This window comes from Halobacteria archaeon AArc-dxtr1 (assembly GCA_025517425.1).
GTDB lineage: Archaea > Halobacteriota > Halobacteria > Halobacteriales > Natrialbaceae > Halostagnicola.
In genome coordinates this window covers 238,087-264,590 of the sequence record JAOPJY010000002.1, presented here as the reverse complement: position 1 = coordinate 264,590, position 26,504 = coordinate 238,087, and the positions used below count along the sequence as shown (strand labels likewise).

The window sequence follows — 26,504 nt, the reverse complement described above, 5'->3', positions numbered from 1 at the left end:
GCCCAGCCGATCCCCGTAATTTTTATATCGGGACCGAACTCGGTCGTTAGCGGCCCTCCCCGGTCCCGAACCGGGCGATCACGCGCTCGCGGAGGACGAGCAGACACGGCAGGACCGTGACGCAGGCGACGAACGCGAAGATGATGCTCAGCCCCGTCACGAGACCGAACCGCTGCAACGGCGGTGCGAGTGCGAGTGCCAGCACTCCGAAGCCGGCCGCCGTCGTCAGTGCGCTCCCGAGCAGCGCCCCGCCGGTTCCGGTCACCGTCGCGGCGAGGGCATCGCCCAGTGAGTCACGCACCTCGCGCTCGGCGACGAATCGTTCGGAGACGTGGATGCTGTAGTCGACACCGAGACCGATCGCGAGGCTCGTGATGACGGCCGTCTCGCTGTTAAAGGGGAGATCCAGAAGCGCCATCGCGCCGAGCAGCCACGCGAGCGCCGCGACCACGGGTGCGAGCGTCACGGCGCCCAGCGAGAGCGCCCGGTGGCGAACCCACGAGAGCACGGTCAGGAACGTCAGGATGACCACGAGCGTGACCGCGAACGCCTGAACGAGCGTCTCCAAGAGAGCGTCCTGGACGACCGCGGTCGTGACCGGCCCGCCAGTCGCGACGGCGACCGCTGCGCTCTCGTCTTCGATCGCCTCGGCCAGCGCTCGGGTGTCCTCGGCGACGCTCTGGGCGCTCGCGTCGCCCTGGACGGTCACGAGCAGCCGCACGCTCTCGTACTCGCCATCATCTGTTCGGTGGAGCACCTCGCTCGCTCGCTCTTCGTCGGCCTCGAAGAGCACGTCGTAGAGGCCGGCGACGTCCTCGTCTGGCAGTCCGTTCTCGGACGTGTCGCGCTCGTCGAGCGCAGCGGCCACCGTCTCGTTTTCGGCGGCGAGATCGGCGATCAGCCTGTCTGGACCCTCGATTGCCGGCCCGGCGGGCCCGGAGGTGATCGTTCCGTCCGGATCGACGCCGTCGCGGGCGCTCTCGATCGCCGTCAGCGTCTCGGGATCGGTCGCGCCCTCGCGTATCAACACCTGCGTTTGTGAGCCCTCGCCCTGCTCGGCGAAGTTCTCGCCCAGGTAGGCGGCGTCGTCGCTCACCGTGTACGTGCCGGTTGCGAGCGGGCCGGGGAGCGATTTTGCCCACTCTGGAGCGTCCTGGGGAAGGAAATCGGCCTGGTTGAACTCCGTGTCGATGTCTGTCGCCGCGTATCCTCCACCCGCCGCCAGCAGTAGTGCTACGAGCACTACGGCCACAGGGGCCCGGCGCGCCAGCCCGACTAGCCGCGAGAGTGCCCGGTTTACCACACCAGACCCGACGCCAAACGGTGGTTTGGCCCGGTTGCGGTCGAACCGGTCCTCCAGCAGGTCGTCGACCTCGACTTTGAGCGCCGGCACCAACACGCCGAAGGCGACGAACGTCGCGAAGATTCCGCCTGCAGAAAGGATTGCGAAATCCTGAATCGCGGGCAGCGGACTGACGACGTTTGAGAGAAAGCCGACGCCGGTCGAAACCGTCGCCGCGCCGAGTGCCAGAACGACGCCAGCGAGGCCGAGTCGCATCCCGGCTCGCGGCCCCATCGTCGCCCCGGGTTTGTCTCTCGCCCCGGCCCTCGACCCTCCGTCGCTCTCACCGCTTTTTCCGCCGGATTCGTCGAGCACGCCGGCTCTGGCCTCCCGGTAGCGCATCACGACGTGCAACGAGTAGTCGATCGAGAGCCCGATCAGCAGGAAGGGGACCGCGATCAACAGCTGGCTCGTCGGGATCTCCAGCCAGCCGAGCAGGCCTGCGAGCCACCCCATCACGACGGCGATCCCGAAGACGCCGAGTAGGACGTCAACCACGTCCCGGTAGGTGATCGCGAGAACGCCAAGCACGAGCACGAGCGCGACCGGCGTGATGATCGCGAAGCTGTCCCCGACGGCGTTCGAGGAGGCCTCGTCGGTGATTCCCTGCCCGAAGACGAACGCGTCGTCGAAGCGCTCCTCGACGAGGCCGTCGATCTCGACCTGGGCGTCGTAGGCTGCTTGGGGCACTTCGTCCTCGCCGCTGTCGTCGGCCTGGAAGATGAGGATGAGGCGGGACTCGGAGTCAGTCTCGCCCGGCTCGTAGTCACTCGGGAGGAACTCGTAGGGGTCCGCGTCGACGGCGGAATCTTGCTGGCTCGCTTCGCCCCCGCCCACACCGTCACCGTCCGGATCTAACACGTCCGCCAGCAGCGCCTCGACCTCCTCATCAGAGCGCTCTTCGAGCGCGGTGATCTGTTCGCCGATCGTCGGCTGGCTCGTATCGGGCGGCCCGTTCGCTTCGGCGGCCCGATCCTCGAAGACTGCGCCCGTCGCGACGACGTTTTCCAGTCCCACGATTCCGGGCTCCTCGAGCGTCGCGTTCAGCGCCGCGTCCTCCCGGATCTCTTCTTGAAGATACAGTCCCTCGAGCATCGACTCGTGGGTGAGTACGTCCCCACCCTCGTCACGGACCACAAGTTGGGCGACCACGCCGTCGTCGGTGTCGTAGGTCGCCTCGATCTCCTCGAGTGCGTCGGTCTCTTCGGAATCCGTTTCGAACTGACCGATCTCGCCGTCCTCGCTCTCGCCGACTGCCGCACCCGCCGCGACGAGGGCAGTGATGAGGAGTACCGCGACGATTACGGCCCGACTGTGGGAGACGAGCCAGTCGGCGTACCGCGACGACAGCTCGCCACTCATCCTGTTGCTCCCCCTCTTCGTTCCCCGCTTCCCGTCCTCGCCCTGCGACTCATCACCCGACTCATTGCCGGCTACTCGGCCCTAGCAAGGGATATACGTTCGGCCAAACCCAGTATGGTATAATTGGAAACCGATTATGGACGCTGAAATCGACCGCGAACGAGGCGTGTTGAGTCCCGCCGACCGGGCCTACCTGCTCGGCGAACGCGAGATGTCCCACGACCAGTCGGCCCGAAACGCCGAGGCGCGCATCAGGCGCCGAATTCGTGCCGCCGTGCTCGACTTCGACCTGCTCTTGCACACGCTACCCGAGAAAGACCGCAAGCAAGTGTTCGAGGCCACGCTGACCGACGACGCCGTTCTCGATGGGCTGCGGGCGACGGTCGCGTTCGTCTATCTCGGGCTCGCACGGTACGGCGTCGACTTCGAGGACGTCCTCGAACCCGGCGTCGCGAGCGCGGAGGAGTATCTCGCGGCGACGACCCGCGACGCGACCGTCTCCGTCGACGTCGACTTCGATGTGAGTCGGACAGTCGAGTCGACGCTCGCGGGAACCACCACCCGGCTGCGCGAAGGCGAGCCGATCACCCCCAGAGAGCTGTTCTCGGTCATCATGCGCGGGGAGACAGCCGTCGCCGAGTGCGACCGAATCGAACTGCTCACCGTCACCGACCGCGACGCCGATCCAGCGTTCTTAGAGCGGCTGGCGACGTATCTGGACGGCGAGCTCACGAGGGAGAGCGACTCGCGAGCAGTCATCGAGATGGGGGCGTCCGGGTAACGGGGATTCGGTCGATCGCTCGACCACGCCGGACCCCGAACCCGCCAGCTTTCGACGGATGTATTGTCGCCGACCCGCATTCAGCGAACAACGGAGCCCTTTCAGCTATGGACGACACCGACCCGCACCCACGGATGACACACCGGCGACGCCCGCGACGGGCGGTGAGAGCATGAGCACGGAGACACCCGAGTCGGAGGGTGACGAGGCCGAGCTCGGCGCCCCCTCCCTCGAGGGTGGCTACGAGCCAGAGACGGTCGAGGCGCGCTGGCAGCGACGCTGGGTCGAATCCGAGACCTACGCCTACGACGGCGATCCGGGCCAGGATCCGAACACGACCTACGCGATCGACACGCCACCGCCAACCGTCTCGGGGAGCCTGCACATGGGCCACCTCTACGGCTCGACGCTGCAGGACTTCGCGGCCCGCTTCCAGCGGATGGCAGACGGCGACGTCCTCTTCCCCTTCGGCTACGACGACAACGGAATCGCCTCCGAGCGCCTGACCGAGGAGGAACTCGATATCCGCCACCAGGACTACGAACGCCGCGAGTTCCAGCAGCTCTGTCGAGAGGTTTGTTCGGAGTACGAGGCCGAATTCACGGAGAAGATGCAGGCACTCGGCACCTCGATCGACTGGAATCACACCTACAAGACGATCGAGCCCCGCGTCCAGCGCATCTCCCAGCTTTCCTTTATCGACCTCTATGAGAAAGGGCGCGAGTATCGCAAGAAGGCCCCCGCGATCTGGTGTCCCGAGTGCGAGACGGCGATCTCGCAGGTCGAGACCGAAGACGACGAGCGCCACTCACACTTCAACGACATCGCGTTCGAGGTGGCCTCCGATGGCGCGGACCGCGAGGAGTTCGTCATCTCCACCACGCGACCCGAACTCATTCCGGCCTGCGTCTCCGTCTTCGTCCACCCCGACGACGAGGATACCCAGGACTTAGTCGGCGAGACCGCCCGTATTCCAATCTTCGGCCACGAAGTCCCGATCATCGCAGACGATCGCGTCGACATGGAAACCGGGTCCGGGATCGTGATGTGCTGTACGTTCGGTGACCAGAACGACATCGAGTGGTACCAGGCCCACGACCTGCCGCTTCGGGTTGCGATCGACGAAACTGCGACGATGACCGACCTCGCCGGCGACTACGAGGGGCTTTCGACGGAGGAGGCCCGCGAGGCGATCGTCGAGGACTTAGACGACGAGGGCTCTCTCCGCGACCGACGCGACCACGTCCACGCCGTCGGCGTCCACGAGCGCTGTGATACCCCCGTCGAGTACCGCGTCTCCAAGCAGTGGTACGTCGAGATTCTCGATCACAAAGAGGAGTACCTCGAGGCGGGCCAGGAGATGGACTGGTACCCCGAAAAGATGTTTACCCGCTACCGCCACTGGATCGAGGGCCTGGAGTGGGACTGGCTCATCTCCCGCCAGCGCGACTCGGGGATTCCGTTCCCGGTCTGGTACTGTACGGAGTGTGACCACGAGATCGTCGCCGAGAAGGCGGACCTGCCAGTCGATCCCCTCTCGGACGAGCCACCGGTTGACGCCTGTCCCGAGTGTGGCAACGAGGGGACGGACGCCTTCGAGGCCGAGGAGGACGTCTTCGACACCTGGGCGACCTCTTCGCTCACGCCCCTCATCAACGCTGGCTGGGACTGGGATCCCGACGCCGACGGCGGCGAGGGTGGGTTTACGATGGCCAACCCCGAACTCTACCCGTTCGATCTGCGACCGCAGGGCCACGACATCATCTCCTTCTGGCTGTTTCACACGATCGTCAAGTGCTACGAGCACACCGGCGAGGTGCCGTTCGACGCGACGCTGATCAACGGCCACGTCTTAGACGAGAACAGAGAGAAGATGTCGAAGTCGAAGGGCAACGTCGTCGCTCCCGACGAGGTGCTCGCAGACTACCCCGTCGACGCCGTCCGCTTCTGGGCAGCAAGCGCCGCCGTTGGCGACGACTTCCCGTATCAGGAAAAAGACCTTCGGGCGGGCGAGAAGCTGCTTCGGAAGCTCTGGAACGCGTCGAAGCTCGTCGACACACTCGCACCCGAAGAGCCCGAGGAACCAGACGAATTGGAGCCGATCGACCGCTGGCTGCTCGCGGAACTCGACGACGCCGTCGAGCAGCTGACGACCCAGTTCGAGGCCTACGAGTTCGCGAAGGCCCGCGACCGCCTGCGAACGTTCTTCTGGAATACGTTCTGTGACGACTACTTGGAGATCGCGAAGGGCCGGGAGGACAACCCCTCGACGCAGTACGCGTTACGAACTGCCCACCGAACCTTCCTCCAGCTCTGGGCGCCGTTCCTGCCCCACGTCACCGAGGAGATCTGGCAGGCGGTGTACGACGGTGATGGGGGCTCCCTCGACGAGACCAGCATCCACACCCGCGACTGGCCAGCTCCACAGGGCTACGACGCCGACCTCGAAGCCGGCGAGACGGCGATGGAGGTTATCTCTGCACTCCGACGGTACAAAAGCGAGAATCAGCTCCCACTGAACGAGAAGCTCGACTCGGTTTCGGTGTACGGTTCGGTCGTCGGCTTCGAGGACGCCATCCAGAACGTGATGCACGTCCGGGAGCTCGAGGTACTCGACGAAGAGCCGGAGGTCACGACCGAGATCGCCTCGATCGACCTCGATTACTCGACGCTCGGACCGAAGTACGGCGCTAAGGTCGGCGAGATCGACGCCGGGATCGAGAACGGCGAGTTCGAGATCGTAAGCGCGGAGCAACGCTCCGCGGAGAATTCGAGCGGCGATGAGCCGCGAGACGACGATGCAGACGTACTTCGGGTGGCCGGCGAGGAACTCGAGGGTGACCTGTTCGAGATCTCGTTCGAGCGGACCTACTCCGGCGAGGGTGAGATGGTAGAGACGGACTCTGCGGTCATTGTCGTCACCACTCGACAACCAGATCTCTAGCTCGAACGCGGCTAATCGATGTACGATCAGCTTTTCGTTCGACGAATTCACCGTTACAGTGGCTGCACGCGGACGAGTAGTCGTAGAACATCTCTCTCAGAGCACTAATGGGTGATTCGGGTGAGCTCCCCAGTTCTGGCGCTGACAGCGTAATCGAACGCGGGGAGACGTACGAGCACGAGACATACGGGCTCGTCGAGGTGACTGGAATTTGGAAAGGCGTCAACAGCGTCGATACAACTCGTGAAGCAAACGAAAAAGACGTCTACATCGTCCGGTACTCCGCCAGTGAGGATGGGGAGCAAATCGATGCGCTCACAGACACGTTAGAGACGTTTCTCGAATCCGTCGAGTGAGAACGAAAACCGAACCGACAGAAGCGGACTTCGACAGAGTCGCTTCGCTCTGTTTGCTATGTGGCGGTGTGTGGTCTCGTTCGTCCCCAGCGACCGCGTAGAGCGAAGAGTTTGTGGCGGACGTACAACCAGACCGGCTGCGAGAGTCGTGTGTCGTCTCTCTCACTCCTCTTCTATCACCGACTCGCACTTTTTGACGCGTATCGCGAGGGCGAGAAACAGCGCCAGCAGCGTAAACGTCACTTCTCCGGCGGCGACCACGCCGAGTGCGTCGGCGCCGAGAAACATCGGCTCGTCGCGGTCGACCGGGATCACGGTGTGATGGAGGTCTCCGGCGACCGGGATGAAGTAGTCGACGATCAGATTACTGGTGTACCAGGCGAGGGCGACGGCGACGCCCCAGACGGGGAAGTCGGAGATTCGGTAGAGAACCAGCGCCTGGACGACCATCGCGAGGTGGCTCCAGAAGAGGAACTGGTACATCGCGGGGTGAAGACCCGAGTAGGCGTCGGCGAACGCGAGCAGCGTATAGGGCGTCCACAACCCGAGGATGATGTTTCCGAAGAAGGCCAGCGCGGTGAGCCAGGCCTGTTCGCGTCCCAGCTTCCAGGCGGCGATCGCAAGCGCGGCCAGCAGCGTCGCCATCGGGCTGTCGGGTACCCAGGGCCACATCATCATCGGCGAGTCGGCGAACTGGCCGAGCTGGGCGCCGTACCACCAGAAGCCGAAGGCGGCGCCAACGAGGTTGATCGCAACCACGAGCCACGCCAGCCGCAGGCCGAGGTCCTCGATCCGTTGCGGAACCGGGGCGAGATACGTCGGTAGCGGCTCCCTCTCCGGTAGTCCGTCGCGCATGCTCATCGTCCGCGGCGACGGACGGGAGGGCTAAAACGATAGCGATCGGGACACTCTCGACGGATCACCGTCGTCTGCTGAGGAGTCTCTTCGATTCGAACCGGCTCGACGAATTCGGCCAAAGGACACGCGTAAGTGCTGTGGGTCCTAACCCGTTCGTATGACCGAACCCACCGATCTCGAGGAACTGCGACGCGGGACGGACCTCGTCAAGCGCGGCTTCGCCCAGATGCAGAAAGGCGGCGTCATCATGGACGTCGTCGATCCCGAACAGGCCCAGATTGCAGAAGACGCCGGCGCGGTCGCCGTCATGGCCCTTGAGGCCGTTCCCGCCGATATTCGCAAGCGCGGCGGCGTCGCCCGGATGGCAGACCCTGCCGACGTCGCAGAGATCGTCGACTCGGTCTCGATTCCGGTGATGGGAAAGTCCCGAATCGGCCACACGAAGGAAGCCCAGATCCTGGAGGCGGTCGGTGTCGACATGATCGACGAGTCCGAAGTCCTCACGCCCGCGGACGACGCCTACCACATCGACAAGCGCGACTTCACGGCACCGTTCGTCTGTGGTGCACGCGACCTCGGCGAGGCGCTGCGCCGGATCGAGGAGGGCGCGGCGATGATCCGCACCAAAGGCGAGGCCGGGACTGGCGACGTCAATCAGGCCGTCTACCACCAGCGCACGATCAAAGGCGAGATCCGCCGGCTCGAGGGAATGAAACACGAGGAACGCGAGGCCTACGCCCGAGAGATCGAGGCGCCCGCAGAACTGGTCCACGAGACCGCCGAGATGGGCCGATTGCCGGTCGTGAACTTCGCCGCGGGCGGCATCGCGACGCCCGCCGACGCCGCGCTCATGATGCACCACGAGTGTGACGGCATCTTCGTCGGCAGCGGCATCTTCGGCGCCGAGAACCCCGTCGAGATGGGCGAAGCGATCGTCGAGGCCGTCAACAACTGGGACGACCCCGAGGAACTCGCCGAGATCTCGAAGAATCTCGGCAAGAGCATGAAAGGCGACGCGAACGTCGACCTCCCCGAGGAAGAGAAGCTCCAGGGACGGGGCGTCTGAGCGGTCGACCGGATTCCGAACCGACTGTTTTTACGGCACGTGCTTACTCGCGTCGAACTCGTCCGGCCGTCTCGCCGCTTCGTTCCGGCGAGCCCGCGAGCTGGTTCGCGAGCAACTCGGCCAGCGGATCGAGACAGCGCCGAATCCGCGCGATGAGCAGCGCGAGCGGGAGCAGTGCGAGTGCGAGAAAGGTCAGGTGGTACAGCCACCCGCCCGAGACGGTGGCAAACGCCGGCGCGAGAGGGGGTTCGAAGCCCCAGTGGGCGATCGGAATCGCAGAAAACACGGCCACGTACTTCGCACTCGCTGCGACGTCTGTGACGACTGCTTCCGGTCCGTCGAGTGAGCTTCGAACGAGGCGCTCGAGGACTGGCGACGCTGCCAGCAACCCCGCTACGAGGAGATAGGTTCCGAGTGCCAGGAGGGTGGCCGACAGCGAGATCGGCAGCCACCCGAACAGCTGTTCGAGTCCGGGCAACAGCGAGGCGAGCGCGACGACGAGCAGCCCGCTTCCGACGAGCAGGGTGATCCGAACGAGCGGGTAGAGGTCGCTGCCGTCGACAGACGGTTCGACTGTCAGGGTCTCGGTGTCGGTACTCACGGTGCCGTGACTATCATCGTTCAGCGGGATAAGCGTCGTGGCCGGTCGCAGGCTCGGACACCGTCGATCGATCTCGTCTCTTTTGCTCCCCGAGTGCCCGGCGCTACTCCCGGTACAGCGTCGCTCCGTCGCCCACGGCGGTCTGGTAGGCTCGACTCTCGATACCTGCGGCGTCGAACGCACCGATCATCGCGGCGGCGACCTGGCGTCGATCGCCTCGCTGGCAGGCCGCCAGCACGCCGGGGCCGGCGCCGCTGACGGTGACGCCGGTGGCGCCCGCCTTGAGGGCGGCCTCCCGGACCGCTGCGTAGCCGTCGATGAGCGCCGCGCGCTCAGGTGTGACGATCCCGTCGTCCATTCCTTGGCCGACGAGCGTCGGGTCGTCTCTGGTCATTCCGACCGCGAGCGTCGCCGCGTTGCCGACCGTCGAGACGATGTCGGTAAGCGCCGCGTTCTCGGGGACGACACCGCGCGCATCGCGCGTCGAGACGGCCGTTTCGGGCAGGCAGGCCACCAGCGGGACGTCGGTCTCGACCTGCGTGACGCCGTCGTCGGTGACGATCGTAAAGCCGCCAAGCAGGGAGGGAGCGACGTTGTCCGCGTGAGCAGTCCCGGAGACGAGTGCCTCGCCCTCGGCGGCGATCGGAACCAGTTCCTCGCGGGAGAGCCCGCGGTCGTAGAGTTCGTTCAGTGCGACGGCCGCGGCGGCCGCGCTGGCAGCCGAGGAGCCCAGCCCGGAGGAGGGGCGGACGCCCTTGTCGATCCGGATACGAGCCGGCGCGTCGAGTGCCTTCGCGACGGCGCCGACGGTGTTGGAGTCGGGATCTTCCGGGATGAACTCGCTGCCGGCGCCGGTGACCGTGATCTCGGTCTCGGAGGCGCGTTCGACCCGGATCACGTCGGCGGGCGAGCCCAGGGCGACGCCGAAGACGTCGAAGCCGCTGCCGAGGTTCGCGCTGGTCGCCGGCGCCCGCACGGTTAGCATGTCGTGTGCTTTCCAGACTGCGGGCAAAAAGGTAGCGGACCGACCCGGCGTCGATTCCCGCCGGTTCGATCGCACTCGCGTTGTCAGCGTACCCCCGGTTCGATGCCAGTGGCGATCGGTAGTCGCGGCTGCTCAGTCGTCGGCGGTCGATCCGATGCCGCCCCGGCGGCGGTCGACTCCGGAGTACAGCCCGACCGCGAGCGCGGCCCCGACCGCCGCGAACGCCGCCAGCAGGCCGAAGAACCAGGCCTGTGAGACGCCGAGTGCCAGGCCGCCGAGCGCGATACTCGCCGAGCCGAGGCCGAACTCGCCGAGGTAGGTGTAACCGTAGGAGAGCCCCCGGGACTCGGGAGGCGTGTAGACGGCGACGGCCTCCTGGTAGAACGGCTGGATCGCGAACAGGCAGATCCCGAAGACGACACAGAGGGCGACGAGTGGCCACAGGCCCGCCGCCCCGGCCGCCGTCGCCGGGACGAACGCGAGCGCCAGTGTAGCCAAGACGACGAACAGCGCTCCCATCCCGGCGGCAGGGGAGACGCGGTTGGTGAGCTTGCCGCCGACGTACTGGCCACCCATCCCGGCGACCAGCAGCCCGACGTAGAGGTAGAACTCGACGTCGATCTCGTATCGCTCGAGTTCGGGTGCGAACTCGAGGTCTGCGATCGCGGGCGCGTTGTGGAGTACCTCGGGGAGGTAGGTCAGCATCCCGCGGTAGTACAACCCCTCGAAGGTGACGATCACGAAGACGATCGCGAACGCGCTCGCGAACAGGGTCCGGGAGTCCGCCAGAAAGTCGGGCAGCGAGAACCGGTCGTCGGCTCCGTCCTCGCCAGCCGCGAGCGCACCGTCCGCGACGGCCGCGGTCGGGTCGAACTCGGCGCCGAAGCCGTAGGCCGCGGCGAGAAATCCGGGTATCGCGAGCAGCGCCGGGACGTAGTACCAGGCGTCCCAGCCGACGACGATCAGCAGCGTCGCGGCGGCAAACGGCCCCAGCGCGATGCCGGCGTTGCCCGCGATGCCGTGCCAGGCGAAGACCGTCCCTCGATCCTCCACCCCGGTGCTGATCAGCGACAGTCCCGCGGGGTGGTAGACGCTGGCCGCGACGCCCCACAGGACGAGACCGACGGCGATCGCCCAGATAGAGTCGGCGACGGCCGCGCCTGCGAGCGCGAGAAACGCGACACTCATTCCGACGAGACTCCAGCAGACGAGTCGCTTCGTTCCGTACCGGTCTGCGAGGATCCCGCCGGGAAGCGCGCCGAGGCCGAACGGGGCGTAGCCGAGTGCGACGACGAGCCCGAGGACGGCGACGCTGACGTCGAACTGCGCGATCCAGACGACCAGCAGGATCGGGATCGACGTCTCGAACCAGTGGACCAGCGCGTGGCCAGCCATCGTGAAGCCGGCGATCGATCGGTCGTTCGCGGTCAGGGCCATGGCGTGGTGTCGAAACGGCGTCGCCGCGGCTACTTAGCCGCTTGGAAGCGCGCGAAAATCGGCTGCGTCACGGTGCCCTCAGCGCTCGTCGTCTGCGTCGGCTCCGTCGACGCCGACCGCCTCGGAGATATCGGCCTCACCCACGTCTGCGTCCCCACCCACGACCAGCTCGCCGTCGGGCCCTTCGACGTAGACGTCGTCGGCGAACCCGCCCTCGGCGTGGGGGTGGTCCGGATCCTCGAGGCGCTCGGGCGTCGAGGGAGCGGCCGGAAGGCCGCCAGCTGGCTCGAACTCGCCTAACGGATCGGCGATCGTGATCCCCCAGGTATCGAAGAAGTCGGCGTGGCGGTCGTAGTGGGCCTCGAGTTCGTCGACCGGAATCTCCATCATCTCGGTCCAGCCGTGGTTGTAGAAGTCGAAGTTGGCCTGGATGTGGGTAATCTCTCGCGCTTCGGCCTCGGAGTAGCCGGCCTGCAACGCCGCGAGGTAGGTGTCGACAGTCGCCCCGAAGAGCGCGTCGAGGCGATCGGTTCGCTCGTCGACCCGCTCGGGATCGGCCTTCCCGCTGAAGATACGGGTGTGTAAGCGGACGAGCCCGCGTTTCGCGACCGAGCGGATCCCTGGTGTCTCGAGAGCCTTCCGTGAAGCGACGTGGCGCGCGTTCTGTCTAATCTTCATACTTGCAGGTATGAACGCGAGGGTAATGAGGGGTTCGACCGTCGCAAAGTGTAGGTTCACACACGGAACGCTGAACGGGATAGCAACCCACTTTACCCCTCGTTACAAACCTTGCCGTATATGACCGACTACGTGATCATCGGTGACGGTATCGCGGGGAGTTCCGCGGCCGAAACGCTCCGGGAAGAGGATCCGGAGGCGACGATCACCGTTATCACCGATGAAGGGGAGCCACTCTATAACCGCATCCTGATCAAAGAACACGCGAAGGGGAAGCTCCCCGAAGCGCCGATTTCGATCCACGACGAGGAGTGGTACGACGAACGAGATATCGACCTCCAACTCAACACCCACGTGGCGACCGTCGACCCTGACGCGAAGCAGCTGCGAATCCACGACGGCGAGGACATCTCCTATGACAAGCTGCTGGTCGCGACCGGCGGGACGCCGACGCAGCTGCCTGTCCCCAACAGCGACGCCGAGGGCGTCCACCACTTCTGGACCTTCCAGGATGCTCGCAGGATCCGCGAGAGCGCCGAGGCCGCCGAGGAGGCGGCTATCGTCGGCGCCGGGCTTCTCGGTATCGACTTTGCGGCTGTCTGCGGTTCTCAGGGCGTTTCCGGTAAGTACCTGATGCGCGGTGACCGCTGGTGGCGCTACGCGCTCTCTGCTGACGGCGCCGAGATCATGCACGAGGGAATGCGCGACGTCGGCGTTGAGCCGGTCTTCGACAGCGGCGTTTCCGAGTTCGAAGTCGACGACGACGGCGCGGTCACGGCCGCGGTCGACCCCAACGGCGAGCGCTACCCCTGTGACTTCGCCGGCGTCGCCATCGGCCTCACGTTCAACACCGAGTTCCTCCACGGGACCGGTATCGAACAGGAAAGCGGTATCGTCGTCGACGAGTTCATGCAGACCAACCTCGAGGACGTCTACGCGGCCGGCGACATCACCCGCTTCTACGACGTGTTGCTCGGCGAGCAGGCCCAGAACGGCTCCTGGGGCTCGGCGAAAGAGCAGGGTCGGGTCGCCGCCGTCAACATGGCCGCCGACGACGAGGACGAGGCCTTCGAGTGGGTCTCCTCGTACTCGATCACCCACTTCGATTTCCCGTTTCTCTCCTTTGGCCACCCCACGCTCGGCGACGAGCACGCCGAGCGCAAGTACAGCGACACCGAGTGGCGACGCATCGCGTTCAAAGACGGCAAGGTCGTCGGTGGCGTCCTCATCGGCGACCTCTCCGCCCAGAGCACGCTCAAGCAGCTGATGCGTGAGCAGCGTCCGGTTGCCGATCAGGCCGAGGTCCTTTTAGAGAAGCGTGTCGACGCCGACGATCTGGCGCCGCTTCAAGAGCAGTAACACGGTCGCCGCGGCCGTTGCCGACGACGGCCCGGATTCATTCCCGGTATCGAAGCCGTTTTGCGTCGCGCCCGTCTTTTTCCGGGTATGAACGGCGGTAGCGACATGACTCTGGCGTTCGAACTCGAGGCGCTGAAGGCGGTGACGTCCCCCGAGCACGTCTTCGAGGACGCGCGAAGCTGGACGACGTACGTCGGGGTCGTCTCCGAGAAGCCCACCTACGTCGTGACGAACTTCACGCGAAAGAACCGGGTCCGCCAGGACTTCTTCTCCGGTCCCCGGGGTGTCGAGGAGAGCCTCGTCGGCGTCAAAGATCAGTTCGACACGGAGCGGTACGTCTTCATCGGCACCACCGACGAGGACGAGGCGATGGCCGACGATCTCGGCTGGGAGTTCCTCCACGTCGACGACGCCGCCGAGGCCGCCGACTGGACCCTCGCTTCTGATGCCACGTCCGACGAACCCGAGCCCGAACCGGCCCGCGACGACTGGCCCTGATCTGGTCCGCGACGACTGGCCCAGCGAACCGTTGCTCGCCTCACTGAATGCGTGTACGCGGGATTTATTTAATCTCCCGAGCATGAGCGGTCATGCACCTGCTGTTCGACGTCCAGCACCTAGTCGTCTCGTCACGGAGGGTTGACTGTGCCTGCGATTGAACTCGACGGTCTGACCAAACGGTTCGGCGATGTCGTCGCGGTCGACGATCTCAGTCTCTCTGTCGAGGAGGGCGAAATTTTCGGCTTTTTGGGCCCCAACGGCGCCGGCAAGTCCACGACGATCGACATCTTACTGGATTTTACGCGCCCAACCGCAGGCACCGCCACCGTCCTGGGTTACGACGCCCAGACTGAGGGCGAGACCGTCCGCAGTCGTACCGGTGTACTTCCAGACGCCTACCACGTCTACGATCGACTCACCGGCCGTCAACACGTCGAGTTCGCGATCGAGATGAAAGGCGCCGACGACGATGCCGGGGCGCTGCTCGAACGCGTCCGGATCGCGGACGCTGCCGACCGAAAAGCCGGTGGCTACTCGAAAGGGATGGCCCAACGGCTGGTTCTCGCGATGGCACTCGTCGGCGACCCCGACCTGCTCGTCTTAGACGAGCCCTCGACGGGTCTCGATCCGAACGGTGCTCGCGAGATGCGCGAGATCATCCGCGAGGAGAACGCCCGCGGGACCACCGTCTTCTTCTCGAGCCACATCATGGAGCAAGTTGAAGCTGTCTGTGACCGCGTGGCGATTATCAATCGCGGACGGCTCGTCGCCACCGACACGATCGACGGCCTCCGCGACGCGACCGAAACCGGGGAGACGTTGTACGTTTCCACCGAGCGCGTCGACGCAGCTGTCCTCGAACGGGTCAGGAGTGTCAACGGTGTTGGCACCGCCTCGATTGATGACGGCCGGTTCCGGGTCACAGTCGACGGGGTCTCGAAGTTTGCCGTGTTAGACGCTATCGACGACGTCTCTTCGGTCCAGGACTTCTCCGTCGTCGAATCCTCTCTCGGTGATCTGTTCGTTCGCTACACCAACGAGGCCCAGGAGGTCCGGAGATGACGTGGCTCACCGTCGCGAAGAAAGACTTCCGAGATGCCGTCCAGTCGCGGGCACTGTGGGCACTGGTCGCTGTTTTCGTCGTCTTATCGCTCATTTCGACGTATGCCTATGTCGAAGTTCCGGAGATGCTCGGCTCGCCGGCGGGGGCGACCTTTGGCGGACTGATCTTCTTTACCGTCGCGCTCACCAGCCTGTTCGTTCCGGTTGCGGCGATCGTCGTCTGTTATAAGTCACTCGCCGGTGAGCGGGAACTCGGAAGCATCAAACTCTTGCTCTCGTTGCCGACCACGCGCGGGCAGGTCTTCCTCGGCAAAGTGCTCGGAAGGGCTGGTGTCCTCGCGTTCGGACTCGGCAGTGGCCTCGTCGTCGGCCTCGGGTTCGGCGCTGCCATGCTCGGCGAGGTCGACGTCCTCGCGGTACTGGTCTTCGTGCTTGCGACCCTCTCGTTCGCTGCTGTCTACACGGCTATCGTCGTCGGCATCTCCGCGACAACTGGGTCGACGTCACGAGCCACGACGCTGGCGCTTGGCTTTTTCGTCGTCTTCGAGCTCGTCTGGGACGTGGTCCCGATGGGCGTCCTTTACGTCGTGGAGGGGTTTTCGTTTCCAACGCAGATCCCGGACTGGGTGTTCCTCGTAACCCAGATTTCGCCGTCGTCAGCGTACTTCTCGACGATTGTCGCCCTGCTGCCGGACCTCGCGGATACCGCAGCTGCCGACCCCGGTGGCGCCGGCGTCGAGGTAACGGCTGGCGAGGCCGAACCGTTCTACACGAACCCCGAAGTCGGCATCCTCGTCCTGGCGCTGTGGCTACTTGCCTCACTTGCGGTCGGTTACTACCGATTCAACGGCACTGATCTGTAGCCCCTGTCCGATTTCGAACTAGTCACTCACAACGGATTTATTAGCGTGCTCTCTAAACCCCAGAGCGTACCTGAGCGGTTTCAATGACCACCTATCCGGATCAGCAGGCGAGTTCTGTTACGCGTGGCGATCGATCGCACTTCACCGTCCTCTACGTCGACCCGAACTCCGATCGCCGCGAATCCGTCGCGGCGTCCATCTCGCCGCCGTACTCGGTGCGTGCGATCCCGCCGGACGGGACAGTCTCCCATCAGCCCGTCAACTGTGTCGTTTCGACAGCGCTCGAACCGGTCGTCGACGGAGATCTCGCGGCGGAACTGGGATCTGAGACCCCGGTCGTCCTGTTCACCGCTTCGCGGGACCCGGAGACGTTTGTTGGCGCAATCCGGGCGGATGTCCACGACGTTGTCTTCCGATCCGAGCGGCCGGACGCACGCGCCCTCGAGACCCTTTCTTACGCCCTCGATACCGCCTACGAGTCCGCGATCGACGATATCGCCGACACTGTTCTCGATGTCGCCGGCTCGCTCATGAGCGCCGCACCCGACGAGATCGACACCAAGATTCGGTGGGGGCTTCGCGTGATCGCGACCGAACTGGACGCCGAGGCGTGTCAGCTCTACCGGGTCGACGACGAGACGCTGGTCCCGACGCACGGCTGGGCCGCAGCGGAGACGGCAGCGTTCGACGACGCGATCGACACCGACGATTTCCCGGGGTTCGAGACGCTCTCCTCGTTCGAGAACTATGCCGTCCCCGACTGTAACGACTCCGGCAGCGACCGGGGCTCGCCCCTCTCGGACGCCCGCACCGACGGAGAGAGCCACGTCGCGTCTGAGTCTCTCGAGGCACACGATATCGGCGCGTTTTTCGCCGCCCCGGTCGTCATCGACTGGCAGCTAGAACACGTCATCGCCGTCTACCGCCGATCCGACCGGGGCTGGCCGACGCTGGTCAGACGCGAGGTACGGACCGTCGGCGAACTCGTCGGCCACACGCTGCGGCGAGAGGCCCGACGCAGGGAACTCGAGCGCCAAAACGAGCGATTAGAACGGTTCACGTCGGTTCTCCGTCACGATATCACGAACCCGCTGAACATCATCGAAGGCTACACGGAACTCGCCCGGCAGACTGGAGATCTCGAGCACCTCGCGAACGTCGAGTCGGCGACGGATCGCATCCGCTGGATGCTCGACGACCTGCTGACGCTCGCCGAAGCCGGGACGGATTTGGGTGGGTGTGAGCCGGTTTCGGTCGGCGAGCTGGCTCGGGCAACCTGGGATGGCGTCGATACGGGCAACGCAACACTCGAAACCAATGTCGATCTGACCGTCGAGGGCGACCGCGGGCGGCTGCAGCAGGTGTTCGAGAACCTCTACAGAAACGCCGCCGAACACGCTGGTGACGCGGTGACAGTCGCCGTGGTCGAAACCGACTGCGGCTTCGCCGTCGAAGACGACGGTCCGGGAATTTCCGAGTCCGACCGGATAACCGTCTTCGAAGAGGGGTATACGAGCGGCGGTGGCACCGGTCTCGGGCTCTCTATCGTCGAGCGCGTCGTCGACGCCCACGGCTGGACGGTCGAGGTAACGGCTGGACGTGACGGCGGCGCCCGGTTCGAGGTCGACGTCGAACACTAAGATCCAACACGCCACCCTCGCTGAGGCGCCGCCCTTATTGTCACAGCGTGCGGATCGTCTGGCGATGGCAGCGCCCCGCGTCCCCGGCGATCGAGACGAGCTGGACCTTCCCTGCGGTACGACGATCGATCCACACGACGTCGACCTCGGGATGCGCGAGTACCGCTGTTCCTGTGGCCAGACGCACGCCGTCGTCACCGACGTCCACCCGCCGTCGCGCTTTTTCCCCGAGTCGTTCGTCGACGTCTTACGGGAGACGATCGAGACTGACGACGAGTTCGACGCCTTCGGCACCCCACACCTGATGGGGGTCGCTATGGAGGAGTTTCCGGAGGCCGTCGCCGTCTACGACGCCGCCGACGACGGGAGCGTCGGCTACACGCTGCTCTGGGTCACAGACTTCGAGGCGCGACGGCTCCACGAAATCGTCGTGGAACTCGTCGTGGAACTCATGGAACACGCGATGAGTCACGCCGACGACGACGATGCACTTTCGGAGTTCGAATCCCACATGCTCGAGTTCGACGTCTCGGCGTTCGTCGAGGAGTACCGACAGGCCCGGGACTTCGAGAGCGAGCACGACCGGGCGCTCTGAGCGGGTCGGTTCTCGCGCTCGGTACCGTTAGGTATCCCCGGCTGGTGGGAGGGTAAACGAGACCGTCGTCCCCTCGCCGGGTTCTGAGTCGATCCAGATCTCGCCGCCGTGGCGCTCGACGATCCGCTGGCAGAGTGCGAGCCCGATCCCCGTCCCGGAGTACTCCTCGCGGGTATGCAGGCGCTCGAACACCTCGAAGATCCGTTCTACGTCGTCGGGGGCGATGCCGATTCCGTCGTCACTGACCGAGAGCATCCACCGTTCGTCATCGCGCTCGGCCGAGATGTGAATTCGTGGCTCGTCGGTGCTGTACTCGATCGCGTTCTCGAGGAGATTTTGGAACACTTGCCGGAGCTGGCTGGCGTCGCCCGCGACAGTTGGGAGGGAATCTGCGGTCACCTCGGCGCCACTCTCCGCAATTTTCACCTCGAGATCCGACCGAACATCGTCGAGGACGGCGTTCAGGTCGATCGGTTCGAGCGGCGAACCCTGCGTTTCGATCCGGGAGTACTGGAGGAGTCCGTCGACCATTGCCCGCATGCGCTCGGCGCCGTCGACCGCGAACTCGAGAAACTCACGGCCCTCGTCGTCGAGCGTCTCGGCGTAGCGCGTCTCGATGAGCTGGAGATAACTCGAGATCATCCGCAGGGGCTCCTGGAGGTCGTGGGAGGCGGCGTAGGCGAACTGTTCGAGGCGTTTCGTCTCCTCCCTTAACTGTTCGATGTACTCTCGCTGCTCGAAGTGAAATTTCACGAGCCTCGCAAACGTCTCGACCAGCTCCTGTTCCTCGTCGAGAAATGGCTCTTCTCCCGACGTCAGGGGACTCTCGTGGACGACGGCTGCAACCGCGATCGGCGTTCCGTTGCTCGTTGTGGTGCGGGCTGTGATGTGGCGATCGATCGCCTCGTACCCGCCGATCGTCACCTCGTGGTCGTCGACGGCGATCCGCACGCCGGTGTGATCTGCGTACTGAAACGACTGGGCGAGCCGTCTGGCGAACTCAGTCAAGAGGTCGTCGACCGGTCGGTCGCCGTTCTCGAGCAGGTTCGTCGCCATCTGAACGGCGGTAAACTCCTTCTCTCGCTCTCTGAGTGCTCGTTTACGCCGGTCTGCAAGCGCTTTCAGATCGGTGATATCGGTTGCAGTGACGACGGCCTGGGTCGGATTCTGCTCGTCGTCGTCGATCGGCACAGCGTTTATCGACAGCCACCGTTTGGCCCCAGCCGCTCCCGCTGCCAGCATCTCGTGGTCGTGTAGCGACACACCGTTTTCGAACACCTGTTCCGCGGGCCAGTCCTCGATCGGAAGCACGTCATCAGCTCCGTCGAACGCCGCTCCGGTGTTCGTGGCAGTCGTCTGTGCGTCCGGGGTGCGATCGCCCAGTAGCTCCACCATCCGCTCGTTGACTCGGTCGGTCGTCCCGTCCGGATCGACGACCGCGATGCCGACCGGTGCCGTCTCCAGGAGTCGCTCGGTCAGATCTCGCTCGTGTTTCAGTTGCCGCTCTCGCTCCCGTCGCTCAGTCATATCGCGTGTAACCGTCGCGTACCCCTGGAGCTCGCCGTCGTCGCGAATCGCCGTGATCGTTACGTTCGCCCAGAACGTCGAGCCGTCTGCGCGGACGCGCCAGCTTTCGGTTTCGATGGAGCCGGTCTCTCTCGCTTGTGCGAGGTGACTCTCCGGAACTCCGGCTTCTCGGTCGTCGTCGGTGTAGAACGTCGAAACGGGCGCTCCGAGGATCTCCTCGGTGTCGTAGCCGTTGATCCGCGCCGCCCCTTCGTTCCAGCTCACGACGGTTCCCTCCCGGTCGAGCATCACGATCGCGTACTCCCCGATTGCGTCGAGAAGGGACCGAAACCGCCGCTCGCTCTCTGCTCTGGCTCGCTCGGTCTTCTTTCGCTCGGTGATATCGTAGTAGAGCTCGATCCGGCCCCCAGCGTAGCGCCCGGTGTCGATCGGCTTGCTCCGGTGTTCGAGCCAGTGTTCCTCGCGGTCGTCCGCTCCGACCACGCGACACTCGAACTGTTCGACGTACGTGTTATCGTCGTACGTCGAGAACACGTTGTCTACGAACCGGTCGGGATCGGCGAACCGATCGCGGATCTGCTCGGAAATGAGGGTGCGCTTGTCCCGTCCGACGATCTCGGTTCGGTCGACGCCGAAGTACCGCTCGATCGCCTCGTTGGCCCAGGCAACGTTGAATTCGTCGTCGAGTACGAATACGCCGACGTCCGCCTCGTTGATCGCCGCCGAGAGCGACTCGCGGCTGGGTCCGATTGCGGTACGATCGTCGATCTCTCGAACGACGGCGATCGCACCGCCGGACGCGAGGTGGGACAGTCGAACCTCGCACGGAACGCGGCCCCCGTCTGCGGTCTCGAGGGAGATCTCGAACGTGGGCTGTTCGCCCGTCTCGACCCGCTTTTCGCTCTGGAGTGCGTGCTCGATCTGACTGGCGTTGGTCGACACAGCCGACAGGCGCTCGCCGAGGAGGTCCTCGCGGGCGTAGCCCGTCTGCGTGAGCAACTGCTCGTCGACGGCGACGAACCGACCGGACGCGTCCAGTTCACAGAGACTTCCCTCGACTAACTCGGCCAGCGCGCGACTGCGATCTGACGCCGCCGAAGCGTCCGTCCCGGACGACCCGTCGGAAGTCGTGGGCCGATCGCTCATACCTGTTAGTGGCCACTACGGCCGATAAACCCTCTGCACGATCCAGCATCTCCGGTCGAGCGTTCCCCAGCGTTTCGCTCCAGCCCGCCATTTCGAATTTCGAAATTCGGTTCCGAGATTCGTATCGTTTCGTGGCGCTTATTACGATGTACGAACTTCGGACGAACAAGACCAATGAGTACGGACATCCAGGGCAGCGACGACGCCGCAGGTGACGGGCGCACCATCCTGCTGATCGGGAGCGGCCCGATCCAGATCGGACAGGCAGCCGAGTTCGACTACTCCGGCGCACAGGCCTGCCGCGCGCTCCAGGAGGAAGGCGCTCGCGTCGTCCTCGTCAACTCGAACCCCGCGACGATCATGACCGACCCCGACATGGCAGACAAGGTCTACATCGAGCCGATCACGACCGACGCCATCGCCGAGATCATCCGCAAGGAACAGCCCGACGGCGTCATCGCCGGCCTTGGGGGACAGACGGGGCTGAACGTCACCGCCGAACTCGCCGAGGAGGGCGTCTTGGAGGAGTACGACGTCGAGATCATGGGGACGCCCCTGGATACGATCTACGCGACCGAGGACCGCGATCTCTTCCGCCAGCGCATGGAGAAGATCGGCCAGCCCGTTCCCAAGTCGACGACGATCTCACTCGACGAGGACGAGGACGTCTCGGAGCTGACCGAAGACGATCTCACAGAGCGCGTCCAAGCTGCCGTCGACGAGGTCGGCGGATTGCCGGTCATCGCGCGCACGACGTACACGCTCGGGGGCTCGGGTTCGGGCGTCGTCCACGAGATGGACGAACTCCTTCGTCGCGTTCGCAAGGGACTTCGCCTCTCCCGGAACAGCGAGGTGCTGATCACCGAATCGATCGCCGGCTGGGTCGAGTACGAGTACGAGGTCATGCGCGACGCCGACGACTCCTGCATCATCATCTGCAACATGGAGAACATCGACCCGATGGGCATCCACACCGGGGAGTCGACGGTCGTCACCCCATCCCAGATCGTCCCCGACGAGGGCCACCAGGAGATGCGCACTGCCGCACTCGACGTCATCCGCGAACTCGGTATCCAGGGCGGCTGTAACATCCAGTTCGCCTGGCGCGACGACGGCACCCCCGGCGGCGAATACAGAGTAGTGGAGGTCAACCCGCGTGTCTCCCGCTCGTCTGCCCTCGCCTCCAAGGCGACCGGCTACCCCATCGCCCGCGTCACCGCGAAGGTCGCACTGGGCAAACGCCTCCACGAGATCCAAAACGAGATTACGGGCGAGACGACCGCTGCATTCGAGCCCGCGATCGACTACGTGGTGACGAAGGTTCCACGCTGGCCCAAGGACAAGTTCGACGACGTCGACTTCGAGCTGACGACGGCGATGAAGTCGACGGGCGAGGCGATGGCAATCGGTCGCACCTTCGAGGAGAGCCTGTTGAAGGCGCTCCGATCGTCGGAGTACGAACCCGACGTCGACTGGGCCGAGGTGACTGACGAGGAACTCGAAGAGCAGTATCTCGAGCGTCCCTCCCCGGACCGTCCGTACGCGATGTTCGAGGCCTTCGAACGCGGCTACACCGTCGAGGAGATCGTTTCCCTGACGGGCATCTTCGAGTGGTACACCGAGCGCTACGCGAACATCGCCGAGTCGATGCGCGCCGCGCAGGACGGCGACTTCACCGAGGCCGCGATCGCCGGCCACACGAACGCCTCCATCGCCACGACCACGGGCGAGACGGTCGGCACCGTCGAGGAAGCCGTCCCCGGGCGCACCTACAAACAGGTCGACACCTGCGCCGGCGAGTTCAAGGCCGAGACGCCGTACTACTACTCCGCACGCAAGTCCGAGTTCGACAAGGGGCCCCTCGTTGGCGACGCCGCCGCGGGCGAACTCGAGGTCTCCCGTGACGTCGAGAGCGTGATCGTCGTCGGTGGCGGTCCGATCCGCATCGGACAGGGCGTCGAGTTCGACTACTGTTCGGTCCACGCAGTCCACGCGCTGCGCGATCTGGGCATCGACGCCCACGTCGTGAACAACAACCCCGAGACGGTCTCGACGGACTACGACACCTCCGACGGACTGTTCTTCGAGCCGGTCACCGCCGAGGAAGTGGCCGACGTCGCCGAGGCGGCCGATGCCGACGGCGTCATGATCCAGTTCGGCGGCCAGACCTCCGTCAACATCGGCGAGCCCCTGCAGGCCGAGATCGACCGCCGCGGGCTCGACTGCGAGGTCATGGGCACCTCCGTCGAGGCGATGGACTTAGCCGAGGACCGCGATCGTTTCAACGCCCTCATGGACGAGATGGGAATCGCCCAGCCCGAGGGCGGCACGGCGACCTCGAAGGAGGAAGCCCTCGATCTGGCCCACGAGATCGGCTACCCCGTCCTCGTGCGTCCCTCCTACGTCCTCGGCGGGCGCGCGATGCAGGTCGTCCACGACGACGACGAACTCGAAGAGTACATCGAGGAAGCCGTCCGCGTCGGCCAGGATAAGCCAATCTTGATCGACGAGTTCCTCGCCGACGCCGTCGAACTCGACGTCGACGCGGTCGCCGACGGCCGAAACGTGCTGATCGGCGGCATCATGGAACACGTCGAGAGCGCGGGCGTCCACTCCGGCGATTCGGCGTGTATGATCCCACCGCGCTCGCTCGACGAGGACACCCTCGATCGCGTCCGCGAAGTCACCGAGGACATCGCCGAGGCGTTGAAGACGATGGGGCTGATGAACGTCCAGCTCGCGGTTACTGGGGTCGACGATCCCGACGAGGAGACCGAGGTGTACGTGCTTGAGGCAAACCCGCGCTCTTCGCGTACCGTCCCGTACGTCTCGAAGGCGACGGGCGTCCCGATCGCGAAGCTCGCGGCACAGGTGATGGCCGGCGAGACACTCGCCAGCCTGGACGCGAAAGAGCAGATCCCCGAGCACACCTCGATCAAGGAGGTCGTCCTGCCCTTCGACCGCCTGCCGGGTTCGGATCCGCGCCTCGGCCCGGAGATGAAGTCCACGGGCGAGGTCATGGGCTCGGCGCCCGACTTCGCCACTGCCTACTGGAAGGCCCAGCAGGCCGCCTCCAACGCGGTCAGCGAGGGAACTGCGATCGTCGACCTCGAGGTCGACGGCTTCGAGGAGTACTTCGACGTCGCCGAGTTCGACGACGTTCCCGCGGCGATCCGCGAGGGCGAGGTCGACTTCGTCGTTAGCCGCGACCGCGACACGTTAGAGATGGCCGTCGAGGAGGAAGTGCCGTACCTTTCGACCGTCGCCAGTGCCGAGGCGTACGTGGAGGGGCTGGCCGCAGCCGACGACGACGTTGCAGTCGAGCCGATCTCGGACCGTCCGAAGCGCGTCGCCGAGTGGGGCCGTAGCGACTGAGGTCGGCGCCCTCGGTGAATCATCCACTTCGATCTGGGTTCTTTTTCGAGTCGGCTCGGTGCCATCTACGCGTTCAGTGATGATGCTTGTTGAACGCTGGACGCTCTCTCAGTCCTGAGCACCGTTCGTACTGGTGTGGTGGTCGCAGTATCTGTCGCGATACTGTGGTTTTGAGAACTGATGAGCCTCCACTCCGTTACCGTTCGAACGGAGCCATATCCGATACCTGGACGGCGAGAAGGGGGGAAACAGGGTAGCACACAGAAAACTTATACGGACCTCATCAAGAGCAGCGAACAAGTAGCCCACCAATCAATTCGAATCACTCGGTGCGAGTGACTATTGTTGGCTACCCAGACCGCTATGAGAACTGATGACGACGGAGGACCTTCGAATCCGCCACAGTTACTCAGGACGTGGGCTCTCCAGCTCCGGGATCTACGTGATCCAGTCCGCCGGGGAGTTCGATCACGCTTCGAGATCGATACCCGAGCACTCGCCGCCCTCCGCATCTCGCTCGGACTGATCATCTTGATTGACCTGCTCCACCGATGGAGGGATCTCGGCTTCTTCTACACCGACGATGGTGTCTATCCGCGGGCGGTCTACGAGGCCACGAACGCGAATAGCGGCTACTCAATCCATGCATTCTCCGGTGAGTTGTGGTTTCAGCAGTTCCTGTTCGTCGTAGCAGCGATCTTTGCGATCGCGTTACTTCTCGGGTATCGAACGAGACTTGTCGGGTTCATCTCGCTGGTGTTGTTGCTTTCGTTACATGCGCGCAATCCGATGGTTCTCAATGGCGGTGATCGGCTGCTCAGGGTGCTGCTGCTGCTTGCCCTCCTGACGCCGCTCTCCGAACGGTGGTCGATCGACGCCCTTCGGCGCGGCTCTGCCCGGACGACTGTCGTCGGGTTCGGGACGGCTGCGCTTCTCGTCCAGCCGATTGCCGTCTTCAGCTCGAACGCGATTCTCAAACGCGAAGGCGAAACGTGGTACGCCGGTGACGGCCTCCAGATCGCGCTCGCGAACGACGAGATGACGATCTTTCTTGGCAACTCTCTCGTCGAGTATCCCATCCTCCTCGAAGTGGCGAACTGGCTGTGGGTGATCTTGCTCGTCGGATCGGCCGTGTTCTTGCTGCTGACGACGGGCCGCTTACGGGCGTTCTTTGTCTTCGTATATCTGGGCGCGTTCGCCGGGTTGCTGTTGACGGTCGCCGTCGGACTCTTTCCGCTGGTACTGGCTGCGTCGGTCATCCCCTTTCTCACGAAACCGTTCTGGGATGGACTGGCTCGGCTCGCGCCCACCCGTGGGACGCGACGTTTGCTATCGGCCTCACAGCTCGGCCCGCTCGGCCGTCCGCCCATGGAACAGCGCTGGCTCGCTGGGCTCCGCGATAACGGTCACGAGTCGGTCGCCTCGTACGTCACCGCGTACGGGCGATCGTTCGTCACCGTCGCCGGGGTAATCGCGCTCGTCTGGATCGTCCTGTTTAGCGGGAGTCACGCTGTCGGTGTTGACGTTCCGGACGAGATCGAGTCCAATTTCCCAGACGAACAGCGATGGGGCTTGTACGCTCCGGACCCGTCAGAATCATATAGTTGGTACGTCGCCGAAGCGGAGCTGGAAAACGGCTCGACGGTCGATGCGTTCGAGGGAGGGGAGGTTGTCACGGATCGTCCGCCGGATGCGTCACAGGAGTACGATACGTTCCGCGAGCGTAAGTTCATGGAATCGGTCCGTGACTCCGGTCGCGAGGGCACGGACGACAGTATCGCTGAACGATACACCGACTGGGTGTGCGAGCAGGCGCAGGCAGATTGGGGCGGAGACGTCGCTCAGGTAACCATCTCCCGCCTCGTCCAGCCGAGTCCGCTCGATGGTGAGTATGAAGATCCGCTCCAATTGACAGTGCTCGAGCGTGAGTGTGCTCTCTCCAATGATGTCACTGAATAATCTCCCCGTCTGACCCCCTCCCTGCGTTCAGCACGCCACTCTCGAGATAGCCAGATATCGAGTGCCG

19 protein-coding genes are annotated in these 26,504 nt (G+C 64.6%); 12 read left to right on the top strand and 7 right to left on the bottom strand.

The genetic code is table 11. The features are described 5' to 3' along the window. Positions 1-46: 46 nt before the first annotated feature. Positions 47-2,704 (bottom strand): MMPL family transporter, encoded by a 2,658-nt coding sequence (locus tag OB905_10225; GenBank protein MCU4926357.1) that lies wholly within the window; start codon positions 2,702-2,704, stop codon positions 47-49. Positions 2,705-2,840: 136 nt separating this feature from the next. Here OB905_10225 and OB905_10220 point away from each other — a divergent pair, with 136 nt between their 5' ends. The 3 genes from OB905_10220 to OB905_10210 all read left to right on the top strand — a co-directional run bounded on the left by OB905_10220 (position 2,841) and on the right by OB905_10210 (position 6,785). Beyond that, complete coding sequence (locus OB905_10220; GenBank protein ID MCU4926356.1) at positions 2,841-3,485, top strand: hypothetical protein; 645 nt, start codon at positions 2,841-2,843, stop codon at positions 3,483-3,485. Between the two features lie 172 nt (positions 3,486-3,657). Next, positions 3,658-6,429 (top strand): valine--tRNA ligase, encoded by a 2,772-nt coding sequence (locus OB905_10215; GenBank protein ID MCU4926355.1) that lies wholly within the window; start codon positions 3,658-3,660, stop codon positions 6,427-6,429. A gap of 107 nt (positions 6,430-6,536) precedes the next feature. Continuing rightward, the gene (locus tag OB905_10210; GenBank protein MCU4926354.1) at positions 6,537-6,785 is read left to right on the top strand and encodes a hypothetical protein; all 249 of its coding nucleotides are present in this window, start codon (positions 6,537-6,539) and stop codon (positions 6,783-6,785) included. Positions 6,786-6,947: 162 nt separating this feature from the next. On the opposite strand, the gene OB905_10205 is transcribed toward OB905_10210, so the two are convergent. Then, complete coding sequence (locus tag OB905_10205; GenBank protein MCU4926353.1) at positions 6,948-7,646, bottom strand: DUF1405 domain-containing protein; 699 nt, start codon at positions 7,644-7,646, stop codon at positions 6,948-6,950. Positions 7,647-7,800: 154 nt separating this feature from the next. Between OB905_10205 and pdxS the strand changes: the two genes are divergently transcribed. Next, the gene (gene pdxS, locus OB905_10200; GenBank protein MCU4926352.1) at positions 7,801-8,709 is read left to right on the top strand and encodes a pyridoxal 5'-phosphate synthase lyase subunit PdxS; all 909 of its coding nucleotides are present in this window, start codon (positions 7,801-7,803) and stop codon (positions 8,707-8,709) included. A 43-nt stretch (positions 8,710-8,752) separates the two neighbouring features. On the opposite strand, the gene OB905_10195 is transcribed toward pdxS, so the two are convergent. The 4 genes from OB905_10195 to OB905_10180 form a co-directional block, all read right to left on the bottom strand. Further along, positions 8,753-9,310: a hypothetical protein gene (locus tag OB905_10195; protein MCU4926351.1), complete on the bottom strand. Its 558-nt coding sequence runs from the start codon at positions 9,308-9,310 to the stop codon at positions 8,753-8,755. Positions 9,311-9,413: 103 nt separating this feature from the next. Beyond that, the gene (locus OB905_10190) at positions 9,414-10,295 is read right to left on the bottom strand and encodes a homoserine kinase (GenBank protein MCU4926350.1); all 882 of its coding nucleotides are present in this window, start codon (positions 10,293-10,295) and stop codon (positions 9,414-9,416) included. A 132-nt stretch (positions 10,296-10,427) separates the two neighbouring features. Beyond that, positions 10,428-11,732: an MFS transporter gene (locus OB905_10185; GenBank protein MCU4926349.1), complete on the bottom strand. Its 1,305-nt coding sequence runs from the start codon at positions 11,730-11,732 to the stop codon at positions 10,428-10,430. Between the two features lie 78 nt (positions 11,733-11,810). Further along, the gene (locus OB905_10180) at positions 11,811-12,410 is read right to left on the bottom strand and encodes a DUF6149 family protein (protein ID MCU4926348.1); all 600 of its coding nucleotides are present in this window, start codon (positions 12,408-12,410) and stop codon (positions 11,811-11,813) included. Between the two features lie 120 nt (positions 12,411-12,530). Between OB905_10180 and OB905_10175 the strand changes: the two genes are divergently transcribed. From OB905_10175 to OB905_10150, 6 genes are all read left to right on the top strand, one after another. Beyond that, a complete protein-coding gene (locus OB905_10175; GenBank protein ID MCU4926347.1) occupies positions 12,531-13,769 on the top strand; it encodes an FAD-dependent oxidoreductase in 1,239 nt (412 codons plus the stop codon). An 87-nt stretch (positions 13,770-13,856) separates the two neighbouring features. Continuing rightward, complete coding sequence (locus tag OB905_10170; GenBank protein MCU4926346.1) at positions 13,857-14,267, top strand: hypothetical protein; 411 nt, start codon at positions 13,857-13,859, stop codon at positions 14,265-14,267. A 147-nt stretch (positions 14,268-14,414) separates the two neighbouring features. Next, complete coding sequence (locus OB905_10165) at positions 14,415-15,332, top strand: ABC transporter ATP-binding protein (protein ID MCU4926345.1); 918 nt, start codon at positions 14,415-14,417, stop codon at positions 15,330-15,332. Beyond that, positions 15,329-16,195 (top strand): ABC transporter permease, encoded by an 867-nt coding sequence (locus OB905_10160; protein MCU4926344.1) that lies wholly within the window; start codon positions 15,329-15,331, stop codon positions 16,193-16,195. The genes OB905_10165 and OB905_10160 overlap by 4 nt, the downstream gene beginning before the upstream one ends. 83 nt (positions 16,196-16,278) lie before the next feature. Further along, positions 16,279-17,835 carry a HAMP domain-containing histidine kinase gene (locus tag OB905_10155; protein ID MCU4926343.1) on the top strand — a complete coding sequence of 519 codons (1,557 nt, stop codon included), beginning with the start codon at positions 16,279-16,281 and terminating at the stop codon, positions 17,833-17,835. Positions 17,836-17,899: 64 nt separating this feature from the next. Continuing rightward, complete coding sequence (locus tag OB905_10150) at positions 17,900-18,430, top strand: DUF5815 family protein (protein MCU4926342.1); 531 nt, start codon at positions 17,900-17,902, stop codon at positions 18,428-18,430. A 27-nt stretch (positions 18,431-18,457) separates the two neighbouring features. Here OB905_10150 and OB905_10145 read toward each other — a convergent pair whose 3' ends face one another. After that, positions 18,458-21,103: a PAS domain S-box protein gene (locus tag OB905_10145; protein MCU4926341.1), complete on the bottom strand. Its 2,646-nt coding sequence runs from the start codon at positions 21,101-21,103 to the stop codon at positions 18,458-18,460. 174 nt (positions 21,104-21,277) lie between these two features. On the opposite strand from OB905_10145, the gene carB reads away from it, so the two are divergent. Both carB and OB905_10135 read left to right on the top strand, forming a co-directional pair. Next, positions 21,278-24,478, top strand: coding sequence for a carbamoyl-phosphate synthase large subunit (carB, locus tag OB905_10140; protein ID MCU4926340.1), 3,201 nt, complete (start codon positions 21,278-21,280; stop codon positions 24,476-24,478). Between the two features lie 363 nt (positions 24,479-24,841). Further along, positions 24,842-26,437: an HTTM domain-containing protein gene (locus OB905_10135; protein MCU4926339.1), complete on the top strand. Its 1,596-nt coding sequence runs from the start codon at positions 24,842-24,844 to the stop codon at positions 26,435-26,437. Positions 26,438-26,504: the final 67 nt, after the last annotated feature.